A 21,683-nucleotide genomic window follows, 5' to 3' on the forward strand; every position below is an offset into this window, starting at 1 on the left:
CGAAAGTCAGGACCCAGATCGTAAAGGCAGATTTTCGCCAGGCGGGCACGGTCTGAGTGGTGGCGATGTGCGGGATAAGTGCGAGATCGCCGTCACCGCGCTCTATGAACTGGGCCCTGACTTTCGTCAGGGTGACGGTGCTTGTTGCTGCCCCAACCGCCTCATTTTTCCCGGACGTAAGCCTGCGTAGGCAGGCTGCAGATCCGGGACCGACCGAAGACCGTTTCAAGCGATGAGCTTCCCGTAGATCCGGCACTCCGCCCGGCCGGGGAAAGCCGGGGGTGTTCAGGCGAAGGCGCGCCTCTCAACCAATCCCCAGCTCGGCCCAGATCGCGTCGATCCTGGCTTTCGTTTTGGCATCCATGTCGAGCTTTTCGCCCCATTCGCGATTGGTCTCGCCGTCCATCTTGTTGGTCGCGTCCAGGCCGATTTTCGAGCCCAGGCCGGAGACGGGTGAGGCGAAGTCGAGATAGTCGATCGGCGTGTTTTCGACAGTGACGATATCGCGGGCCGGGTCCATGCGGGTGGAGACCGCCCACATCACATCCTTCCAGTCGCGCGCGTCGATATCGTCGTCCACGACGATGATCCACTTGGTGTACATGAACTGGCGCAGATAGGACCAGGCGCCCATCATCACGCGCTTGGCGTGGCCGGCATAGGCCTTCTTCATCGAGATTACGGCGATGCGGTAGGAACAGCCTTCCGGCGGCAGCCAGAAATCGGCGATCTCGGGGAATTGCTGCTGGATCAGCGGGATGAAGACCTCGTTCAGCGCTTCGCCCAGCACGGCGGGCTCGTCCGGCGGACGGCCGGTATAGGTGGTCAGGTAGATGGGATCCCTGCGCATGGTGATGGCAGAGATCTCGAACACCGGGAATTGCTCGACGGAATTGTAGTAGCCGGTGTGGTCGCCATAGGGGCCTTCCGGACCGTACTCGTCCAGGAGGACGTGGCCTTCCAGCACGATCTCGGCTTCCGCCGGCACTTTTAGCGGCACGGTCTTGCAGTCGACGAGCTCGGCCTTCTGGCCGCGCAAAATGCCGGCGAACTGGTATTCCGACAGCGTGTCGGGCACGGGCGTCACGGCGGCCAGGATGGTGCCGGGATCGGCGCCGAGAACCACGGCGGCGGGCAGGGGTTCCGGGCGCTCCTTCTTCCAGCGCTGATAATGCTGGGCGCCGCCGCGATGCTTCAGCCAGCGCATCAGCGTGCGCGTCTTGCCCAGCTTCTGCATGCGGTAGATGCCGAGATTGAAATCGTCCTGCTTGTCGTCGGACGGGCCCTTGGTGACGACCAGCGGCCAGGTGATCAGCGGCGCGGGCTCGCCGGGCCAGCAGGTCTGGATCGGCAGGCGGTCGAGATCGATCTCGTCCCCGGTCAGCACCACCTCCTGGCAGGGGGCCTTTTTCACCGTCTTCGGCCGCATCGACATGACGGTCTTGGCCAGGGGCAGCATTTCCAGTGCGTCCTTGACACCGCGCGGCGGTTCCGGCTGGCGCAGGAAGGCAAGCAATTCACCGACCTCGCGCAGCTCGGCACCGGTGGTGCGCGCCTCGCCGCCCAGCGTGACCGCCTGGGCGACGCGTTTCACCGTGCCGAACAGATTGACGAGACAGGGCATCTCGCTCTTCTCGCCCTTCTCGTTGATCACATTCTCGAACAGCAGGGCCGGACCGCCGGCGTGCAGGGTGCGCCGGTGGATCTCCGTCATTTCGCGATCCGTCGAGACGGGCGTGGTGATGCGCACGAGGTCGCCCTCGGCTTCCAGCTGGTCGATGAAGTCGCGCAGGGATTTGTAGGCCATGCGGGTCGGGCTCCGGTGATATCGCATGACCGAAACTGCAACTTCACGGGCGAAAGTCCAGCGCGCGCTGCGTCGCACCTGCAGGACGGCCCGGACTGAGGCGCATTTGACTCAAGTTCAACTCGAATTTTGCGACACATCTTGAGCCTTGCTTCAGACGCGGCTGCTAGAGCCCGCGGCCCGCTCGATGGAAGGTTGCTCTGCATGCTGCACAGAATGGTTCTCGTCGCCCGCGCCCGTGTCGATCTGGGCGAAGGCGCGCTCAATGGCGATCTGGGACTGATGCTGGCGGCGCACATGAAGGCGAGTGTGGAGCGGGAGATGACCGGCGGGCTGGTCTGGCTCGACGGCTATTTCCTGGACGTGCTGGAAGGCGATCGCGAGACCTTGCGCGGCTTTTTCCTGGCGATTGCCGCGGATCCACGGATTTCGGACCTGCGCAGCGAGGAATTCCTGCCGATAGCCCGCCGCCAGTATGCGCGCTGGTCCATCGCCCGGGGCGATGCGGCGATCTACGATACCTCCGCCCTGCGGGCATTGCGTGAAGGACATGCCAGCGCGGCGCAGGCGAGCGAGCTTGTCGCCCAGTGCCTGCGTAGCGCCACGCTGGCCGAGTCGCCGCCGCTGGTCGCGGCCTAGCTGTTGGCCGCTGCCGCCTCTCCGACGGTGCGGAATTGCTGCAGGAACCAGCGCCAGCCCCAGGGATAGTCGGAGATGTCGACGGTGCGCGTGAAGCCGTCATGGACGAGGTCGACGCGTGTTCCGGCACCGTCCTCGCTGAGCAGCCAGGTCACGCGCTGATGGGGCACCTCCGGATCGCCCCGCCAGTCCCGCCACTCCATCACCAGGCGCTCCGGTTCGACGATCTCGAGCAATTGCATCGGCGGTACGACGACCTCCCGGCCGTTTTCCTCGTAGCGCCATCCGAAATCGAGCGTGCCGGCCTCCATGTCGATCACGGCCGCCTTGGTCAGCCATTGGTCGAGCAGGGCAGGGTCGGTCAGGGTGCGCCAGACCGCGGTGCGCGGTGCATCGACATGGATGGAGAGTTTGACCTGCGGATGCGGGTCGGCGAAGTCGGGAAGCGCGACGGGCTGGCCGGAAAGATGCGTTCCCAGTGCGCCCAGATGCATCCGCCAGAGATCGTCGACCAGTTCCCGGGCCCGCCCGATTGCGGGTGTATCGGCCAGTACGTGCCGCGCCGTGACCGCCGTGCCGTCATCCTTCGGAGCCAGGCTCAGCGTAACGCGGCCGGCCTGGCCTTCCAGCGGCCAGTCGAAGGCGATTTCCCGATCCGGCTCGAAAGTGTGCAGACGGGTTTGCACGCCCGGGTGTGCCGGGGTGCCATAGGTGTGGCGGCCCCAGAAGCTGAAGGCGCCGTCCGGGCGCGCATCGATCGCGACGCCCTCGGCAAACCAGACCGTCAGGTCGGCCGGGTCGGTCAGCGCCCGGAAGACGCGATCGGGCGGGGCGGCGATGGTGTAGGTGTAGCTGACATCGAGTGCAGTCATGAGCCGGTCTCCTCGTCCGGTAGCGATTCCGCGATCTGTTTGAGTCCCGTCAGGCGCGCGGACCAGTAGAGCCGGTAGGGCGCAATCCAGCGGTCGATCGCCGCCAGTCCGGCCGGGTCGAGCGCATAAATGCGGGCGCGTGACTCCCGGCGCTCGCGCACAAGGCCGGCGCGTTTGAGCACGCCGACATGGCGGGCAATGGCCGGTCGGCTGACGGGGAAGTTTTCGGCAATGGCACCGGCCTGCATTTCGCCCTGGCGGAGCAGGTCGAGAATCGCCCGCCGCGTCGGGTCGGCGATGGCGTGGAAGCCGGGGTGATCTGTCGGAGCTCTATTCGTAACCATATTGTTACGAATAGAGCGTGATGCGATTCAAGGCAAGTCCGATCCTTCCCGGCGCCGGGGCGCCGGGTTCGCAAAGGCGGATACCGGAGACGTCAGTCTGCGGTGCCGATGTGCGGGGCGGGGCGGTCGCGCAGGGCTGCGGCGACACCGGCCGCGAGTTCACCGGCGCCGGAGGCAACCCGGTTGGTCGCGCCGAAGCGGACAATGACCAGGTCCTGCTGCGGCATGATATAGGCCAGCTGGGACTGGAAGCCGCGCATCATGAAGGTGCCGTCCGGCAGGTTTTCATGATCCTCCGGCAGCCAGAAGCCCATGCCATAGGCCCCGTCCGAGCCTTCCGTCGGCAGGCTGACCAGATCGACCCAGTCCTCGGGCAGGAGGCGTTGTCCGCCAACGACCCCGTCTTCGGCATAGAGCTGCGCCAGCCGGGCCCAGTCATGCGCCGTGGCATACATGTAGGAGGAGCCCTGGAAGGTCCCGCTTTCGTCCGGTTCCAGGATGGCAGAGCGGATGCCCAAGGGTTCGAACAGGCGGGCGCGAAGCTCGGTGACCTGCTCGGGCAGGGTATCGCCGAGTTGCTGCTGCATGGCATGCGTGGCGAGGATCGTATTGCCGCTCATATACTGCCAGTGCTCGCCCGGCCCGTAGAGCCGCTCGCGCGTGGCGGCGAAGTGCGGCATGTCGGACTGGGTCATCAGCATCTGCGAGTTGGGGTCCCAGCCGTCATTGCGCTCGGCAATCGCCAGCCCGCCGGCCATGCGCAGCAGGTCCTCGATGGTGATGTCGGTCAGGCTGTCATCAATGGCGGCGAGCGCGGGAACCTCGCCCTCAGCCTCGATATCGATCAGCCCGTCGCGCTGCAGAACGCCGGCCAGCGTGGCCATCGTGCTCTTGGTCATCGACCAGCCGTGAAAGCGTGTCTCGCGGCTGGCGCCGGGCGCATAGCGTTCCGCGACCAGGCGGCCCTGGTGCAGGACGGCGACACCCAGCGTGTTGCGCAGATCGGTGTCCGGATCGCCGAAGGCGCTGTCGATGGAGGCCTGCAATGCCGTGGCATCGAAATGCGTGTCGCGATGCTCCGTGTCGAGTTCGAGCGGTTCGAAGGGGGCTGCGAGCGGGACTTCCAGGTCCGGATCGAAACCGCCGCGGCCGTGGACCAGCGTACAGCCCAGGCCTTCGCGGTAGACGGCATGCTGGCGCCAGAACAGGCCAAACACGCCGGAGCGGACCTCGCGGGCCTCGGTGTCGATGTCGTAGTGGATCAAGCTGCCGGCCCCGCCGAGCAGCGGATCGATATAGATCGACTTGGCCAGATCGGTGTCGAGGCCGGACACGAAGGTCAGCGAACAGGTCTGCTTGGCGACGAGCCCGGTGCCCGACGGCAGATAGCTGCGCCCGAGCGGCGACAGGTTGAGGGCCAGAAGCCCGCCCGCAACCACGACTGCAGCTGCACCAAGAAGAATACGTTTCGCCATGATGTCCCCCGTGATCCCGTCGCAAATCTAGCCGCGCCGGGCGCCTTGTGCGAGTCCGGTCCGGCTCAGCCCAGCTTGTCGAAGTCCGGGGCGCGGCGTTCCATGAAGGCGGCGGCGGCTTCGGCAAATTCCGGCGAGCGCAATTGCGCGGCGAATTGCCGGCCTTCCAGCGCGATCCGGTCGGCCAGCGGCTCCGGCGCGCGCTGCATCAGGGCCTTGGCCTTGGCCAGCGCGTCCGGTGCCTTGGCGGCGAGAATGCGGGCGGCGTTGCGTACGGTTTCCATCAGCGCGTCCGGCGTTGTGACGGCGCCGACGAGGCCGGTCTGGGCGGCGCGCTCGGCATTCCAGGTTGCACCCAGCAGCAGGAGCTCGGCGGCAACCGCATGCCCGAATGCGCGCGGCATGGTCTGGCTGGAGCCGTATTCCGGTGCCAGGGCGAGATCGACGAAGGGCGTCTTGAAGCTGGACCGGTCGGAGCAATAGACGAGATCACAATGCATCAGGAGGGTGACGCCGATACCGATGGCCAGCCCGTCGACGGCCGCGATCACCGGCTTTTTCGCAGTGAGCAGCGCCTGCATGAAATGCTGGACCGGGGACACCTCGTTTCCGTCCATCGCCGGTGGCCGCTCCATGAAGTCGACGATGTCATTGCCGGCGGTGAAGATGCCGCCTTCGCCGGTCAGAATGATGACCCGCACAGCCGGGTCCCTGTCGCCATCCTCGATCGCCTCGGCGGCGGCAGAATACATGGCGCGGGTCAGCGCGTTCTTCTTGTCAGGGCGGTTGAAGGAAATCGTGCGGATACGCTCCGCTGTATCGACCAGAACCTGTTCGCTCACACGAGCCTCCCATGGATCGTTTTTCAGGTGTTGTTGCCGGACAGGTTAGAGCGTCCGGTACGGCTTTGGAAGGCCTGTTCCAGTTGACGTAAACGCCAAGAAGCGTCAGTCGCCGCGTGTGACCAGACGGGTGAGTATGTCGTGCAGCCGGTCGGCATCGCCCGTTCCCAGCCAGGCTTCCAGCTCCAGATTGAGGTCGCGCAGCACATGGTCGGCGGCATCGCTGACGGCGCGGCCTTTCTCGGTCAGGGAGACGACAGCCGAGCGCTTGTCCGTTCGCGAGGCGGTCTTCACCACAAGGCCGAGGGCCTCCATGCGGTTGACCAGCCCGGTTACAGCCGGCGGGTTCAATGACAGGGTCTCGCCGATATCGCCCATGCGCCGCTCACCCTTGCGGGCCAGCAGGAACAGGACGGCGGTCTGCGCCGTGGTGACGCCTGCGGTTTTCTTCAGGCGCGCATCCGCATCCCGGTTCATCCGCCGGGCCGCGATCTCAAGCAAAAGGAAAAGCCGCCGGTCGACGGCACGCGCGCGAGCCATGTTCTTCAAACTGCGCCGATTCTGGGGGCGGGGGGAGGCGAGTTGATATACAATTTTAAATAGTATAAATCTTAAACACAATAAATACGGTCAGGCTTCCCCCGTTTCGACGGGGGAAGTGGCCGACTCCGGCCCAGGGCCGGAGAAGGTCGAAGGGGGTGAGTCAAAAAATGCGAGAGGACGCAACAGTGTCGCGCGCTCGGGCGCGCTCCATGAGGCGGTCAATGACCAAAGCGGAGCTCTGGCTTTGGCAGCGCCTGCGTGCGCGCCAGCTCTGCGGTCTGAAATTCAGGAGGCAGCACCCGATCGGGCCTTATATCGCCGATTTTGCATGTCTTCAGTGCCGCCTCGTCGTCGAGCTTGATGGTGCTACTCATTCAACCGACGAAGAAATTGCCCATGACCGAAGATGGACAGCATTCATCGAACGCGATGGCTGGCGTGTACTCCGCTTTTGGAACACCGACTTGTATGACGATATTGACGAGACACTGAACAGGATCGCGGAAGTCGCCAGCGCCCGGACGTCGTCTGCACAGCGTATGCGCTGAAGTTTCAAGCGCCGCTTCGCGCGCTCCCCCTCAGTCCGCTACGCGGACAGCCCCCCGCAAGCGGGGTGAGCCCTTTCGCTGCAAAGCCGGGGGAGGTTGCCTGTCCTCAGGTGAAGCGCCAGACCTTTGCGAAGCGGACTTCGCGGTCTTCCAGCTCGCGCTCGACGGGGACGGTGTAGCGGGCGACTTCCTTCAATTCGCCCCTGGGCAGAAAGGCGCGGCCGGGATCGCCGATCAGCACGGTGGCGCCGCGCCGGTGCAGGCCAGCCAGCCAGTCGCCGATCCGCAAGGCCAGCTCGGCCTCGTAGAAGACATCACCGGCCAGCACGACATCCCAGCCGTCATCGCGGCCCGCAACGTCATCGAGGCGCGTGGTGAGGGTGACATGGTTGGCGGCCGCGTTGGCCTCGATCGCCGCGATGGCGAACGGGTCCAGCTCGCTGGCATCGACAGACCGGGCGCCGGCCTTCAGGGCCGCGATGCCCGTCACACCGCTGCCGGCGGCAAAGTCGAGCACGTGCTTGCCGCGGACGGTCTCCGGATGGTCGAGGCAATAACGCGCCAGGGCCTGGCCGCCGGCCCAGGCGAAGGCCCAGAAAGGTGGCGGCAGTCCCATCTCGCCGAGGGCCTCCTCGGTTTGCCGCCACAACGCCACGGTCTCCACGGCAAGATGCAGCGGTACTTCCGGGACCAACGGCGGCGGCATCAGGGCGGTGTGTTCGCGCACGAAGCGATGCGGGTCGCGAAGGGCGGGGGTGTCGGCCACGGCTTTTCCTGTCACACTGCCTGCCGCGTCGATAGAGCGATGACAGGCCGGGGGCAAGGATGACTGCGAAAATGACGGGCTCTACCTATGTGCTCGCCGTGCCGGATCTGGCGCCCACTGCGCGCTGGTGGACGGAGTGCATGGGGTTCGAGGCGTGGCTGGACGTGGAAGGCTGGGCCTTCCTGCGGCGCGATAACTGCTATCTGCGCATCGGCGCCTGCCCGGATGCGATCCCGCCGCGCGATCTGGGCGATCACCAATTCTTTGCCTATGTCGAGCTGGACGATGTCGACGCCTATCATGCCGAGATCGCGGGCCCCGGCGTCGATATCATCCATCCGCCCGAGGACCGCCCCTGGGGCATGCGCGAAATGGCCGTGCGCACACCGGACGGGCATCGCATCATGTTCGCGACCGAGCTTTAAAAAAAGCGGCCGGACCCCGAAAGGCCCGACCGCCAGCCATGGCAAATCCGTGATCCGGTTATTCGCTGTCCGGTGTGATGATCCGCGCCCCTTCCAGTTCGGGCAGGGCCAGTACATCGGCCTGGATCGTTTCCAGATCGCCCACAAGCACGAGCGTCATCCGGTCCAGCGGCAGATAGGTGCGCGCCGTCTCCGAGATGTCCTCATCGGACACCGCAAGGATGTTGGGCACATAGGCTTCCAGATAATCGTCCGGCAGGCCCCAGAAATCGCGCTGGGCGAGCTGGTTGATCAGACCGCCGGTCGAGGCGTTCTGCAGGATGAAGATACCGGCCAGCCAGTTGCGGATGCCCTGGGCTTCCTCGTGTGGCGGGGTTTCGCTCTGCAGGCGGTCGATTTCGTAGAAGGTCTCGCGCAGGGCGGCCGCGGTGTCGGCAGCGGTCACATCGGCATTGAAGGTCCACAGGCCGCCGTCCAGCATCCAGGTTTCGCCGGAGCCGGGCGAATAGGTATAGCCCTTGTCCTCGCGCAGATTGCGAGTGAGGCGCGATGTGAACGAGCCGCCCAGAAGCGCATTCATGACTTCCATGGCGGGAGCGGCCGGATCGCCGATCGCAACGCCGGGAAAGCCCAGACGGATCGTGGTTTGCGGTGCACCGGGGCGGTCGATCAGCTGGACGACAGGGCCGGCTGAAGCGGTTGCGCCTTCGACGCTGTCCGGCTCGCCGGTCTCCCAGTCGCCGAAAGCCTCGCGCACGGCGGCTTCCATGGCGGCCTCGTCGAACCGCCCCGCGATGTAGATCCGCGTCCGGCCCGCGCCGAAATGTTCGGCATAGAAGGCGTTGACGTCGTCGATCGTGTAGCCGCGCAGCTGTTCTTCCGTCGGCAGGATGTGGCCATAGGGGTGATCGGCGCCGAACATCAGATCGCGATAGGCTTCCGTGGCGATGGAGCCGGGCTGGGCGCGCGATACATCGACATCGCGCACGAGATTGGCGCGCACGCGCTCGAACTCGTCCGCGTCCAGATTGGGACGGCGTACCACATCGGCCAGGAGCGCCACGGCGTCCGGTCCGTATTGCGAAAGCACGCCGGTGGAGATGCCGGTCGTATGCAGGCCGATACCGACATTGATATTGCCGCCCATGGAGGCAATCGTCTCGGAGAGTGCCTCCTTGGAACGGCCGCCGGCACCTTCTTCCATCATGGCGCCCGTCAGATCGGCGAGCCAGGTCTGTGCGCCGTCATCGATATTGCCGGCCCGGACCTGGACCGAGATATCCACGGTCGGTGCCAGACCGAAGGGGATGAAGGTGACCTCCAGCCCGTTGTCGAGCGTGAAATGCCGGGTCTCCGGCAGTTCGAAGGCGACCGGTTCGCCGATCGGCGGCTGCTCGTGAATTTGTGCCTGCACCGTCGCTGCTGGCAGGAGGGCGAGGCTGGCCGCGGCCAGGGCCGCGCGGAGAGATGTCTTGGCCATGGGGCTCATTCCCTTTGCGATCCCGATCATTCTTCACCCTCCGGCGTGGCGCCGTCCTCGTCGGCCAGGCGCACTTCCAGAACGGTGCGGTTGCCCGGGCGCAGATATTCCTGGGCGGTCTGGCGGATCAGTTCCGGCGTGACCTGCTGGAAGCCTTCGGTGATGCGGTTGATGCGGCTCGGATCGTCGTCGAACAGCGCGAAGGAGGCCAGCAGGTCGACCAGGCCGAAGCGGGTCGAGGTGTCCACGGTGCCGTAGAAATCGGCCAGCAGCTTGGTGCGGGCGCGTTCCACATCGGCTTCGGAAACCGGCTCGGTGCGGATCTCCTCGATCGTCGCATCCAGTGTCGTCATCACGTCGGACACGGTGAACTCGCTGTCGTGGATCAGGCCGACCGTCCACAGCATGGGGCCGTTATAGTTGAAGGCATTGCCCAGGAGGTTGATGCCGCCGAACACGCCGGACGCATAGCCTTCCTCATTGACGATGGCCTGGGTCAGACGGCTGTCATCACCCTGGACCAGCAATTGGTCGATCACGGCCATGGCATAGTATTCCGGCGTACCGCGCGGCGGCATGTGATAGCCCACGGCGAGTGCCGGCTGGTTGGCGAGATTGTCCTCGATGAAGGCGAATTTCTCTTCTTCCTGGCGCGGTTCCGACGTGTCGATCTCGGGCAGCGGATCGCCGGCAGGAATGTGGCCGAACATCTCCTCGATCCAGCCCAGGGTCTCTTCGCGATCGAAATCGCCGGCCACGACCAGCACCGCATTGCTGGGGGCGTAGAACTGGTCGAAGAAAGTCTGGGCGTCCTCCAGGCTGGCGGCGTCGAGATCGGACAGGTCGCCGTAGAAATTATGGGCGTTGTGCCAGTTCTCGTTGGCGGCCATCGGCAGGTCGATCCAGATCCAGCCGCCATAGGGCTGGTTGATCACATTGACGAAGACCTCGTTGCGCACGACTTCGCGCTGATTGTTCAGCTGGTCCTCGTCGAGATCGGGGAAGGCCATCCTGTCGGCCTCGGCCCACAGCACAGCCTGCAGGGCGTTGGACGGCACGACTTCGTAGTAGTTGGTGAAGTCGTAACGGGTGGAGCCGTTATTCACGCCGCCGGATCCGTAGATCAGATTGTCGAAGGCACCGTGCGGCAGATTGCGTGAGCCCTGGAACATCAGGTGTTCGAACAGGTGGGCAAAGCCGGTGCGGCCGCGCGGCTCGTTGCGGAAGCCGACGCCGTAATAGACGCCCACCGTCGCGGTCGGAACGGTGTGATCCTGCGACAGCACGACACGCAGCCCGTTATCGAGCTGGTGATAGCTGACATCGACCGTGAAATCGGTCGAGACGCTGTTTGTGGTGCTGGTGCTGGTGCCGGTTTCGGCGGCGGCGGATGTGTCGCCAGTCTCCGGCGGCGTGTCCGCCGGCTGGCAGGCTGCGAGAACGAGGGCGCCGATACCGGCAGCCAGGCCTCGTTGGATGTCCATGATGTCCCCACCCGGTGCAATTGATCCGAGCGCATATCAGACGCTGCGGGGGCGTTCCGGTCAAACCGTCATGGAGAAGAATTAATCTTGGCCGCGGCTCAGATAAGCGCGCCCAGCGCCAGCGTGGCAACGAGCAGGAGGCCGCTGGTGCGGTTGGCCTTGAACAGGGCGAGACAGCGTTCGCCGTCCTCCACGTCCAGCTTGCGGACCTGGTTGAACAGGTGGGCTGTATAGGCGGTGAAGGGCAGGACCACCCAGGGCGAGGCGCCGTTCAGCCAGATCGCCAGGGCGACGAGAACGGCATTGGCGCCGTAGAAGCCGGCCACCCAGTAGGGCGTGCTCTCGCCGAACAGGCGGGCGGTCGATTTCACGCCGACCAGGGCATCGTCCTCGACATCCTGGTGGGCGTAGATCGTGTCATAGCCGAGCGTCCAGAAGATCGCCGCGGCATAGAGCGCGATCATGGCGGGTTCGATGGCGCCGGCAGCTGCGGTGAAGGCGACCGGAATGCCCCAGTTGAAGGTCAGGCCCAGCCAGGCCTGCGGCCACCAGGTAATCCGCTTCATGAAGGGATAGGCGGCCACCAGGACCAGCGCCGCCAGACCGACCCCGATCGCCAGGGGTGGCAGCTGGATCAGGACCAGCAAACCCACCAGCGCCTGGCCGGTCAGGAAAAGCCAGGCCTGGCGCAGCGAGACGGTTCCGGCCGCCAGCGGGCGGTTGGCTGTGCGGGCGACCTGCGCATCCAGATCGCGGTCGACAATGTCGTTATAGGTACAGCCCGCGCCGCGCATGGCGATGGCGCCGATGGCGAAGATCACTGCGTACCAGAGATCGGTCCAGCCGAGGCCTTCGCCCGTGCGGGCGAGCATCAGGCCCATCCAGCACGGCAGGCCGAGCAGCCAGAAGCCGATCGGACGGTCATAGCGCGCCAGACGCAGATAGGGCCGCACGACCGACGGTGCGCGATCCACCCAGGTCTTCGGAAGGCTGTCGGCGACTCGCCGGTCGAAGTTCAAAACCATATTCGCTGTGTGGCAAAACCGGCCCGGCAGTTCAAGCGGCACTTGACGCACCGGCGCAGCCCCGCCAAAGCGAGGGCATGTCGACCGATCCCAGACTCTTCATTGGCCAGGATCTCGCCGCCGGACAGGGGGTCGCCCTGCCGAAGGAAGATACCCACTATCTCGTCAATGTGATGCGGCGCGCGGCGGGCGACACGGTGCGCCTGTTCAATGGCCGCGATGGCGAGTGGCGGGCGCAGATCGTCGAGACCGGCCGCAAGGCTGCGATCCTCGAACCCCTCGAACAGACGCGTATTCAGGCCGGCGTGCCCGATCTCTGGCTGCTCTTCGCGCCGGTCAAACGCCAGAAGACCGATCTGATGGTGGAAAAGGCAACCGAGCTGGGCGTGGCGCGGCTGTGTCCGGTGACAACGGCCCGCACCCAGAGCGAGCGCGTCCGCATCGATCGTTTCCGCACGATCACCAAGGAAGCGGCCGAGCAGACCGAGCGCCTCGACCTGCCGGAAATTGACGAGCTGGAGCGGCTGGACCGGGTGCTTGATGGCTGGGACCCGGCGCGGCGGCTGATCTATTGCGACGAGGCCGGTGACGAGGCGGGCGAACCCTGGGGCGGTGCGCGCGGGCGCGGTCAGCCGATGGCGGCTGCACTGGCCGGGCTGGAAACCGGTCCGGCGGCGATCCTGATCGGGCCCGAGGGCGGGTTCTCCGATGCCGAGCGCACCCGGTTGCGGGATCACGATTTCGTCACCCCGGTGACGCTGGGGCCGCGCATCCTGCGCGCGGAAACCGCTGCCATGGCAGCGCTGGTGCTGTGGCAATCCGTTCACGGCGACTGGCGTTGAGGCCGTATCCGCCAACGCATCGCGGCAATCCGCAGATACCGGCCCTTGTTCTCGCCGGAACGCCCACATATCTGTTGCGGATATTGACGACAGAGCGGGGGCGCCTGGCATGAGCGGCACCTATAATCCGGGCGGCGAAGGCGCACCCGTCGAAAGTCTGGACCAGCTGACGGCCTATTTCGCGGCCGGCTGCAAGCCGGAAGCCGGTTTCCGTATCGGGACCGAGCACGAGAAATTCGGGTTTGCGCTCGAGGACCACACGCCCCTGCCTTACGAGAATGGCGGCGGTCCGAGCGTGAGGAAGATGCTGGAGGGCCTGGTGGCTTTCGGCTGGACGCCGATCGAGGAAGAGGGGCATGTCGTGGCCCTCAAGCGCCAGGGTGCCTCGATCACGCTGGAGCCGGGCGGTCAGTTCGAACTCTCCGGCGCGCCGCTTGAAACCATTCACGAGACCTGTGCGGAAGTGAACGGCCATCTGCGCGAAGTGCGCGAGGTTGCCGACCGTATCGGTGCGGGCTTCCTGGGGCTGGGCTTCTCGCCCAAATGGTCCCTGGAAGAAACGCCGATGATGCCCAAGGCGCGCTACAAGCTGATGAAAGCCTACATGCCCAAGGTGGGCACGATGGGCCATCAGATGATGTTCCGCTCGTGCACGGTGCAGACCAATCTCGATTTCGCGTCCGAAGCCGACATGGCGAAGAAATTCCGGGTCTCGTTGGCGCTGCAGCCGCTGGCGACGGCGTTGTTCGCCAATTCCCCCTTCAAGGATGGCGGGCTGAACGGTTTCCTGTCCTACCGGGCGCATGTGTGGACCGACACCGACAACAACCGCACCGGCATGCTGCCCTTCGTCTTCGACGACGGCTTCGGCTTCGAGCAATACCGCGACTGGGCGCTCGACGTGCCGATGTATTTCGTCAAGCGCAACAATGTCTATCTGGACGCCACCGGCCAGAGTTTCCGCGACTTCCTCGACGGCAAGCTGCCGGTGCTGCCGGGCGAGCGTCCGGTGCTGAGCGACTGGGAAGACCATCTCTCCACGCTTTTCCCGGAAGTGCGCCTGAAAACCTTCCTGGAAATGCGCGGCGCCGATAGCGGGCCGTGGAACACGCTGTGCGCCCTGCCGGCCTTCTGGGTCGGTCTGCTGTACGATTCAACAGCGCTGGATGCGGCCTGGGACCTTGTGAAGGACTGGACGGCCGAGGAGCGCAATGCCTTGCGTCTTGGCGCGGCGCGCACGGGGCTGAAGACCCCCTTCCGCTCGGGCACGCTGCAGGATGTGGCCCGCGAGGTTCTGGCAATCAGCCGCAAGGGCCTCAATGCGCGCAAACGTCTGAACGGCCATGGTGAAAACGAGTCGCTCTTCCTCGACGATCTGGACGAGATCGTGAAGACCGGCCGCACCCGGGCCGAAGATCTGATCGCACGCTTCAACGGCGACTGGGGCGGTTCGATCGAACCGGTGTTTACCGAAGCCGCCTACTAGCGAACCTCTCCCGACCTCTCCTCATCGCGGGCAATTGATTGTCACAGCCGCGTCACGGGCTTGAGCCCGAATGCTGTGCATGGTCAATTGCGGGCCGGAAATTGGCCCGCCGGTGGGGCGGGGACGGGGAGAACATGGTTATCAATCTGGTTGTTGCCATCGGCATTGTCGTGACCATCGCGACGGCAATTCCGGTGTTTCTCGAGATGCGCAATCACCCGAAAGGGCTGCACATCCTCTTCTTCGCCGAAATGTGGGAGCGCTTCTCCTACTACGGTATGCGCGGTCTGCTGATCTTCTATCTGACCCAGCATTTCCTGTTCGACGACGCCTTCTCCAGCTCGCAATACGGCGCCTATACCGCTCTGGTCTATCTGCTGCCGCTGGTCGGCGGCTATCTGGCCGACAAGTATCTGGGCAACCGCAAGGCCATCGCCTTCGGTGCGCTGTTGCTGGTCGCGGGTCACTTCACCATGGGGATTGAAGGCGAGCCTGCGCGCGAAGCGATTGTCTATGACGGCGGCCAGTACGAGCTCGTGGCCGAAGGCCGCGGCGCTGCGCGGACCGTGCTGCTGGAAGTCGGCGACGCCACCTATGGCTTCTCCGCCAATTCCGCGGGCGATCTGGTGATCGAGGGCCTGCCGGCGAGTGCAGCCATTCCGGCGACCCTGCCGGCCGGCTCGTTCGAAACGCAGATCATCGAGCGCGACCGGATGTTCGTGAACATCTTCTACCTCGCCCTGGCACTGATCATCATGGGGGTCGGCTTCCTGAAGGCCAACATCTCCTCGATCGTCGGCCAACTGTATGAAGAGAACGATCCGCGCCGCGACGGTGGCTTCACCCTCTATTATTACGGCATCAATCTGGGTTCCTTCTGGGCGGCCATCCTGTGCGGCCTGCTCGGCGAGACCGTGGGCTGGTGGGCCGGCTTCGGCCTGGCCGGCGTCGGCATGCTGGTCGGCTGGCTGGTCTTCGTGCGCGGCCGTGCGCTGTTCTTCATGCCGGGCATCAACCTGATCGGCCATGTCGGCAACCCGCCGGAGCCGGAGAAGCTGAAGCAGAAGGTCTTCGGACCGCTCAGCCGCGAAGGCCTGATCTACCTGCTGGGCGTCGCCGGTGTGCTGGTCGTCTGGTTCATGGTGCAGGCTCACACGATCATGTTTGCAGGCACCGACCTCCTGGCGGTTCTGCTGATCATCGGCGGCCTGCTCTTCGTCGGCTACATGATCTACTACATGGTCACCGAGTGTACGGCGGTCGAGGCGCAGCGCCTGATCCTGGCAATCTTCCTGATCGTGACCTCGGTGGTGTTCTGGGCCCTGTTCGAACAGGCCGGTTCGTCGATGAACCTGTTCGCCGCCCGCAATACCGATCTGTCGGTGGCGGAAGCCGCGGTGTGGAATCTCGGCCCGATCGGCATCGAGATGAGCCTGACGGCATCGCAGACGCAGTCCTTCAATGCCGGCTTCATCCTGATCTTCGCGCCGGTCTTTGCCGCGCTGTGGGCCTTCCTGGCCAAGCTTCAGAAGAACCCGAACACGGTTCTGAAGTTTGCGCTGGCGCTGGTCCAGGTCGGCCTGGGCTTCATGCTGCTCGTCTGGGGCGTGAGCTTTGCCGACGACAGCTATCGCGTGCCGCTGATCTTCCTGGCGGGCGCCTACCTGCTGCACACCACCGGTGAGCTCTGCCTGTCGCCGGTCGGTCTGTCGGCCATCACCAAACTGTCTCCGGCGGCCGTGGTGTCCTTCATGATGGCGGGCTGGTTCCTCTCCAGCTCCTTCGCGCAGTACGTGGCGGGCATCATTGCCACCTTCACCGCGACCGACACGGTTGCCGGCCAGGTGCTGGATCCGGAAGCGGCGCTCAGCGGCTATGCCTCGGTCTTCCAGGCGATTGGCATTGTGGCGATCGTGCTGGGTATCGTGGTCGGTGTGTTCAGCTTCCTCCTGAAGAAGCTGGGCCATGGCCGCGCCGAGGATCAGGTGAAGATCCCGGCGGCCGCCGAAGCGGCAGGCCCGGAACAGGACGCGCACCCCAAGGCGTGATGCTGTCCTGACATCAACATGAAGAAGGCCGCGGAGCTGCTTGCTCCGCGGCCTTTCTCTTTGTGGCGAGGCTCTTTGCCTCAGTCGTTGCAGGCAAACTCCGGTCCTGCGGCCTCGATCTGGAAGCTGCCGCTCTCGCGATCAACGGTGACGTCGGCGTACTGCAGCAAGTCCATGCCGATCACGATAGCGGGTTCGTCGCGCCAGCCGAGATGGCGGAAAATGTCGAGATCGGACTGGAGTACGCGCAACGCCGGAAAACACAGTCCGCCGATCCTGAACTGACGAAGCGATAGCTGGTCGGCGTCCTCCACGTCTCGCCCATCAATGCCGCCCACTTCGATTGTGCGCAGCATCATGTGGCCATTTCCGGTCAGGCGGCGCAACGGAATGTTCGCAATTGTACGTGCACTGCCGCTGTCCAGCATGACATGGACGGGCCGCCGAACGCGCAGCAGGCTGGCCTCGCCGACCAGCAGGCCGGACGGGTCGATTGACCCGTCAGCCCTTTCAGGAGGGGCGGGGTCAATCAGAAGCCGCGCGCTGGCGAAGTTCATCCGATACCGATCACCGCGAATGGCATCGACGCCCAGAAGCCCTGCCACAGGACCGGGCTGTCCGTCGGAAACCGGAATGATTACGCTGTGGATGCGGGTTGGCGGTTCTGTACCGTATTGAAGGGCTTCGAGGGCAAAACGCTCGGCCTCGAACCGGGTCGTCAGCGCCTGCACATCATCAATGTCTTCCCATTCGGACTCGAAACCCAGCTGCCGGGCGACGAATGCGGATATCGCGGTGTGTGTTGCACCTGTATCGAGAATGAAGGTGAAAGGGCCTTGTCCGGCGATGGTAACAGGCATCAGAAGGTGGCCGCTCGGCGCGCGTTCGAGGGCGATACCGTCGTCCTGAGCCGTTACGGGGTCAGCGAGCGTGGCGGCGGTCCCGAACATGATCATGGAGACGAAGGCTGCACCGGCACACCGGAGACTCAAACGGGCATTCGTCATGGTCCTGCCTCCCTGCAGGTTCGCCAGCAGCCCCTTGCTGGTCTGTGGTTCCGGATTTCGGCGCCTGTCCAGCGCTCTCTTATTGTCTTGCTACTGTCACGATACGCCGCCTTGTGAGGCAGCTGCAAACGGGACCCGGACGTTTCCGGGTCCCGCTGCGATCACTAAAACGTGTCCTGGAACCGCAGATAGGCAACCTGGCCCATCGAGATGTTGCGGTACTCGATGGCCTCGATCACGCCGTCCGCGCGGGATCCGTCATAGAAGATCCGCTGGCGGTCGTCGCCATTGTTGAAGACACCGTCCACGCCGGCGCGCACTGTCATGCCGAACCAGCGCGTGGTTTCGACATAGATGTCGAAATCGCCGTCGGTATTGTCGAACAGCCGGTATTCCTGGGCGAGGAATTCCTCGCCATCGGTGAACCAGTGATAATCCCAGCCCCAGGCGAGCTGTTGCTGCGGGAAAGTCTGCCGGAAATCCAGGCTGAGTTCCCACTCGCGAATGCCGGACCAGTGGCGGCTCTCCCCGGTAAGGGGATCGTCGACCTTGGTGTCGTACCACTCCAGGAAGACGTCGATCACGGCATTGGTCAGGCCGAAGCGGTCGAGTGGCGAGGTCAGATTGCCGGTGACGCGCAGATTGGTGCCGTCGCCGATATTGCCCGGTGCGTCGAAGACACCGTCATCGGTGACGATCGGCACCCAGCCGTCGAGATCCTGGATCCAGTCATAGCCGACCTGCAGCGAGAAGGAGCCGTCATCGCCGAAGCGCCGTTCCCATTCGGCCTCGATGGTCCAGGTGCGCTGGGGCACATAGTCCGGATTGCCGAGAACGGGATTGTCGTCGGCAACGTCGATGGAGCTGGCGAACTTGTCGAATTCCAGCTGGTCGACATCCCGGCGCGCCGTGAAACGCAGCCGGTTCCGCTCGTCCTGGCGCCAGTTCAGCGTCACGCTCGGCTTGGCATAGGTGAAGCTGCGCGACTGCTCTGCATCGCCTGTCTGGGTGATCTCGGAGAATTCGTAGCGCAGGCCCGTTTCCACACTCAGCCGGTCACTGGCCGACCAGACATGGTTGGCGAAGATCTCGCTGCGGGTTTCCTCGACCCGTGTCGACGAGACCGGCAGCGGGATGGGCGTGATGACAGTGCCGTCATCCTCGAACAGGTCCAGATCGGTATCGCGGGCATTGATTGCGGTCTCGGCCCCGATCTCGAAAGAGTGGGTCGGGTTCGGGTTCCAGGACAGCGTCTGGCGAAGGGCCGTTTCCTCGTTCTCGCCATTGAGACTGACGATCGTCGCGCCGACGAACCCCGTATCGGCGTCGTAGAGCTCGTAGGGCTCCGGCCCGTCTTCCCAGCTCTCGCGGCTGACGAGCAGGATTGTGCTGGAAGACAGGGTGTCGGTGAAATCGCGGTTATAGGTAAGCGTCGCAGATACTTCCCGGCCTTCATTCTGCGTCTGGTTCCGCTCGATGGCGACAAGGGAACCGGACGTGTCGCTTATGAAGTCGATTGCACCCCGGTGCCAGGACCGGGCCTCGACCCGGCCGTCGAAAAGCAGGCGTGACCGATCATCGATCGCCCAATTCACTGAAATACTGGGAATGATCTCGGAATAGGCGCGCTGGTCGGAAACCCGCGAATAGAATTCCGGCTCGTCTTGCCCGTTGTGGAAGGCATGGTGCCGGCGCACACGATTGCCGTCGAACCCCCCTTCGAGGCCCAGCACGATATCGGCCGTCCCGACCGGCATGGAATAGGATATCTCGCTCCAATTGCCCGCGCGTCCTGAATCCGACAGGACGAAGCGCGACGCCCAGGAGCCCGATCGTCCTGCGCCCTCGCGCAGAATGACATTCACCAGGCGCGGGTGGCCACGCATGTCATACTGCGGCAAGGCCTCCTGGATCAGCTCGACCCGGGCGACATCCTCTGTCGGGATACGCTGCAGGACGGTCTCCAGCGACAGCGACTTGTTCGACGGCCGCTGACCGTTGATCAGAAGATTGCCGAAACTGTCGCCCAGGCCGCGGCGATCGGTATCGCCGCCCGAAAGTGAGAAGCCGGGCACGCGGCTGACCATGTCCAGCGCCGTGACCGGTGAATATGTGGCAAAGAAGGCCGGTGCGTAGATCGCTATCCCGGCTTGTGCTTCGATAATGGTGTCCGCAGTCCCAGCATCTGCGTCATCCCGGAATGCCCAGGCTGAATCACCAAATAGTGCGGCTGTCGCGGCCCCTGCGACCACGCCGATAACTGTCCCTCGCATTGTACCCCTGACGAGTTGTGCCAACCCAGCGTCCCTTGACGACTGGGGTAGTACATGGCGGGGCCTTATAATACGTAAGCTTTCGTAAGGTGTATCACGCGCCTGTTATGCGACTGTGTTGCTGCGCCGCGGCATCAGCTGCCGGCACCACCCACCGTCAGGCCCGAGATCTTAAGGCTGGGCTGGCCGACACCGACGGGTACGCCCTGGCCGGCCTTGCCGCACACACCGACACCCGGATCCATCTCGAAATCGTCGCCGATCATCTCGATGCGGGTGAGGGCGGTCGGACCGTCGCCGATCAGCGTGGCGCCCTTCACCGGCGCAACCACTTTCCCGTCCTTGACCCGGTAGGCCTCGGTGCACTGGAAGACGAACTTGCCGGAGGTGATGTCGACCTGGCCGCCGCCGAAATTCACGGCATAGATACCGTCTTTCAGGCTTTCGAGCATTTCCTCGCGCTTGTGATTGCCGGCCAGCATGTAGGTGTTTGTCATGCGGGGCATGGGCGGGTGGGCATAGGATTGCCGGCGGCCATTGCCGGTCGGCTTGTGGCCCATAAGGCGGGCATTCATGCGGTCCTGCATGTAGCCGGTCAGGATGCCGTCCTCGATCAGCACGGTACGCTCGGTCGGCGTGCCTTCATCGTCAATCGTCAGCGAGCCGCGGCGCTTCTCCATCGTGCCGTCATCGATCACCGTCACGCCCTTGGCGGCGACCTGCTGGCCCATGCGTCCGGCAAAGGCGGATGTGCCCTTGCGGTTGAAATCTCCCTCCAGCCCGTGACCGACGGCCTCGTGCAGCAGCACGGCGGGCCAGCCCGGCCCCAGAACCACGTCGAACACGCCGGCCGGCGCATCGACGGCATCCAGATTGACCCGGGCAATCCGCAGCGCCTCGTCGGCCAGCGGTTTCCAGGCATCCGGCGCGATCCAGCGGTCGAACTCGGCGCGACCGCCGGCACCGGCGGATCCGGTCTCGCGGCGGCCGTCGCGTTCGACGGTGACCTGGACATTCAGACGTACCAGCGGCCGGATATCGGTCTTGATGCCGCCATCGGCACGGATGATCGAGATATTGCGCTTGGCACCGGCGATGGAGGCAGAAACCTGCACAACGCTGGCGTCCTTGGTGCGGCAATAGGCGTCGATTTCCTGCAGCAGCTTCACCTTCGTATCGAAGGCTGGGTGCGCCACCGGGTCGACGGCATCGTAAAGCTTGCGATTGGTGCCGGCCGGCGGCGGCGCCAGTACGCCCGCATGGCCGCGCTTGACGGCACTCGCGGTTTCCGCGGCGCGTTTCACAGCGTCCAGCGTCGGATCGGAGGAGTGCGCATAGCCGAAAGCCTCGCCCGCCACACAGCGCAGCCCGAAGCCGCGATTGGAGTCGAAGCTGGCCGACTTCAGCCGCCCGTCGTCGAAAACGAGGGACTCCGAAACGGCCGTCTCCAGAAAAAGCTCGCCATCGTCGGCACCGGACATCGTGTCGGCAAGGACCGGTGTAACGTCCTCGACGTCGAATTCGAATTGTTCGATCGGTTCGTCAGACATGGCGGCACTCCAGAAGCGGTTTCACGAGCATGACATAGTCGACCGGGGAGGACGAGGGAACACGCGCAGGTCAGCGAAGCGGCGGCGGCCGGCGGGCAATACCCGAGCAATCTGTTCCGGGCGGCTGAGACGTTTGGCCGCATGCTGAGTCGGTGGAAGCGGCCTATAGTCGCACGACCAATCGGGACTTCAGCGCGCGAATGCCTCGCAGTTTCGGTTGGATGGGG

The 21,683-nt window shown here is 64.6% G+C and carries 20 protein-coding genes; 7 read left to right on the plus strand and 13 right to left on the minus strand.

All coding sequences use genetic code 11. The features are described from left to right. On the plus strand, positions 1-190 hold a 190-nt coding region (locus ABJO18_RS08305), incomplete at its 5' end, for a hypothetical protein (protein WP_348515831.1). A gap of 114 nt (positions 191-304) precedes the next feature. On the opposite strand, the gene ABJO18_RS08310 is transcribed toward ABJO18_RS08305, so the two are convergent. Further along, a complete protein-coding gene (locus ABJO18_RS08310) occupies positions 305-1,807 on the minus strand; it encodes a UbiD family decarboxylase (protein ID WP_348507295.1) in 1,503 nt (500 codons plus the stop codon). Between the two features lie 204 nt (positions 1,808-2,011). Between ABJO18_RS08310 and ABJO18_RS08315 the strand changes: the two genes are divergently transcribed. Next, positions 2,012-2,446, plus strand: a complete 435-nt coding sequence (locus tag ABJO18_RS08315) for a BLUF domain-containing protein (RefSeq protein WP_348507296.1) — start codon at positions 2,012-2,014, stop codon at positions 2,444-2,446. On the opposite strand, the gene ABJO18_RS08320 is transcribed toward ABJO18_RS08315, so the two are convergent. From ABJO18_RS08320 to ABJO18_RS08340, 5 genes are all read right to left on the minus strand, one after another. Then, positions 2,443-3,318 (minus strand): SRPBCC family protein, encoded by an 876-nt coding sequence (locus tag ABJO18_RS08320; RefSeq protein WP_348507297.1) that lies wholly within the window; start codon positions 3,316-3,318, stop codon positions 2,443-2,445. The genes ABJO18_RS08315 and ABJO18_RS08320 overlap by 4 nt on opposite strands. Then, on the minus strand, positions 3,315-3,662 hold the full coding sequence (locus ABJO18_RS08325) for a metalloregulator ArsR/SmtB family transcription factor (RefSeq protein WP_348507298.1): 348 nt from the start codon (positions 3,660-3,662) through the stop codon (positions 3,315-3,317). The genes ABJO18_RS08320 and ABJO18_RS08325 overlap by 4 nt, the downstream gene beginning before the upstream one ends. Before the next feature lie 92 nt (positions 3,663-3,754). Further along, positions 3,755-5,137 (minus strand): serine hydrolase, encoded by a 1,383-nt coding sequence (locus ABJO18_RS08330; protein WP_348507299.1) that lies wholly within the window; start codon positions 5,135-5,137, stop codon positions 3,755-3,757. A 65-nt stretch (positions 5,138-5,202) separates the two neighbouring features. Then, positions 5,203-5,979 carry an enoyl-CoA hydratase-related protein gene (locus tag ABJO18_RS08335; protein ID WP_348507300.1) on the minus strand — a complete coding sequence of 259 codons (777 nt, stop codon included), beginning with the start codon at positions 5,977-5,979 and terminating at the stop codon, positions 5,203-5,205. A gap of 105 nt (positions 5,980-6,084) precedes the next feature. Then, positions 6,085-6,519 carry a MarR family transcriptional regulator gene (locus ABJO18_RS08340; protein ID WP_348507301.1) on the minus strand — a complete coding sequence of 145 codons (435 nt, stop codon included), beginning with the start codon at positions 6,517-6,519 and terminating at the stop codon, positions 6,085-6,087. A gap of 170 nt (positions 6,520-6,689) precedes the next feature. Between ABJO18_RS08340 and ABJO18_RS08345 the strand changes: the two genes are divergently transcribed. Further along, complete coding sequence (locus ABJO18_RS08345) at positions 6,690-7,070, plus strand: endonuclease domain-containing protein (protein WP_348507302.1); 381 nt, start codon at positions 6,690-6,692, stop codon at positions 7,068-7,070. A gap of 106 nt (positions 7,071-7,176) precedes the next feature. On the opposite strand, the gene ABJO18_RS08350 is transcribed toward ABJO18_RS08345, so the two are convergent. Continuing rightward, positions 7,177-7,836 carry a 50S ribosomal protein L11 methyltransferase gene (locus ABJO18_RS08350; RefSeq protein WP_348507303.1) on the minus strand — a complete coding sequence of 220 codons (660 nt, stop codon included), beginning with the start codon at positions 7,834-7,836 and terminating at the stop codon, positions 7,177-7,179. Between the two features lie 59 nt (positions 7,837-7,895). On the opposite strand from ABJO18_RS08350, the gene ABJO18_RS08355 reads away from it, so the two are divergent. Then, the gene (locus ABJO18_RS08355; protein WP_348507304.1) at positions 7,896-8,261 is read left to right on the plus strand and encodes a VOC family protein; all 366 of its coding nucleotides are present in this window, start codon (positions 7,896-7,898) and stop codon (positions 8,259-8,261) included. A gap of 58 nt (positions 8,262-8,319) precedes the next feature. Here the strand turns inward: ABJO18_RS08355 and ABJO18_RS08360 are convergent, their stop codons facing one another. The 3 genes from ABJO18_RS08360 to ubiA all read right to left on the minus strand — a co-directional run bounded on the left by ABJO18_RS08360 (position 8,320) and on the right by ubiA (position 12,250). Then, positions 8,320-9,741: a pitrilysin family protein gene (locus tag ABJO18_RS08360; RefSeq protein WP_348507305.1), complete on the minus strand. Its 1,422-nt coding sequence runs from the start codon at positions 9,739-9,741 to the stop codon at positions 8,320-8,322. A 26-nt stretch (positions 9,742-9,767) separates the two neighbouring features. Continuing rightward, on the minus strand, positions 9,768-11,225 hold the full coding sequence (locus tag ABJO18_RS08365) for a pitrilysin family protein (protein ID WP_348507306.1): 1,458 nt from the start codon (positions 11,223-11,225) through the stop codon (positions 9,768-9,770). Positions 11,226-11,323: 98 nt separating this feature from the next. Further along, positions 11,324-12,250, minus strand: coding sequence for a 4-hydroxybenzoate octaprenyltransferase (gene ubiA / locus ABJO18_RS08370; RefSeq protein ID WP_348507307.1), 927 nt, complete (start codon positions 12,248-12,250; stop codon positions 11,324-11,326). A 77-nt stretch (positions 12,251-12,327) separates the two neighbouring features. On the opposite strand from ubiA, the gene ABJO18_RS08375 reads away from it, so the two are divergent. The 3 genes from ABJO18_RS08375 (at position 12,328) to ABJO18_RS08385 (ending at position 16,626) form a co-directional block, all read left to right on the plus strand. Next, positions 12,328-13,092 carry a 16S rRNA (uracil(1498)-N(3))-methyltransferase gene (locus ABJO18_RS08375; protein WP_348507308.1) on the plus strand — a complete coding sequence of 255 codons (765 nt, stop codon included), beginning with the start codon at positions 12,328-12,330 and terminating at the stop codon, positions 13,090-13,092. Positions 13,093-13,201: 109 nt separating this feature from the next. Continuing rightward, entirely contained in the window at positions 13,202-14,578 is a 1,377-nt protein-coding gene (locus ABJO18_RS08380) for a glutamate--cysteine ligase (protein WP_348507309.1), read from the plus strand. Between the two features lie 134 nt (positions 14,579-14,712). Then, entirely contained in the window at positions 14,713-16,626 is a 1,914-nt protein-coding gene (locus ABJO18_RS08385; protein WP_348507310.1) for an oligopeptide:H+ symporter, read from the plus strand. Positions 16,627-16,706: 80 nt separating this feature from the next. On the opposite strand, the gene ABJO18_RS08390 is transcribed toward ABJO18_RS08385, so the two are convergent. From ABJO18_RS08390 to tldD, 3 genes are all read right to left on the minus strand, one after another. Continuing rightward, on the minus strand, positions 16,707-17,633 hold the full coding sequence (locus ABJO18_RS08390) for a retropepsin-like aspartic protease (RefSeq protein ID WP_348507311.1): 927 nt from the start codon (positions 17,631-17,633) through the stop codon (positions 16,707-16,709). A 164-nt stretch (positions 17,634-17,797) separates the two neighbouring features. After that, positions 17,798-19,720 carry a TonB-dependent receptor gene (locus ABJO18_RS08395; RefSeq protein ID WP_348507312.1) on the minus strand — a complete coding sequence of 641 codons (1,923 nt, stop codon included), beginning with the start codon at positions 19,718-19,720 and terminating at the stop codon, positions 17,798-17,800. Positions 19,721-20,040: 320 nt separating this feature from the next. Continuing rightward, positions 20,041-21,456 (minus strand): metalloprotease TldD, encoded by a 1,416-nt coding sequence (tldD, locus tag ABJO18_RS08400; protein WP_348507313.1) that lies wholly within the window; start codon positions 21,454-21,456, stop codon positions 20,041-20,043. Between the last annotated feature and the right edge of the window lie 227 nt (positions 21,457-21,683).

The organism is Maricaulis sp. (genome assembly GCF_039978735.1).
Taxonomy (GTDB): domain Bacteria; phylum Pseudomonadota; class Alphaproteobacteria; order Caulobacterales; family Maricaulaceae; genus Maricaulis.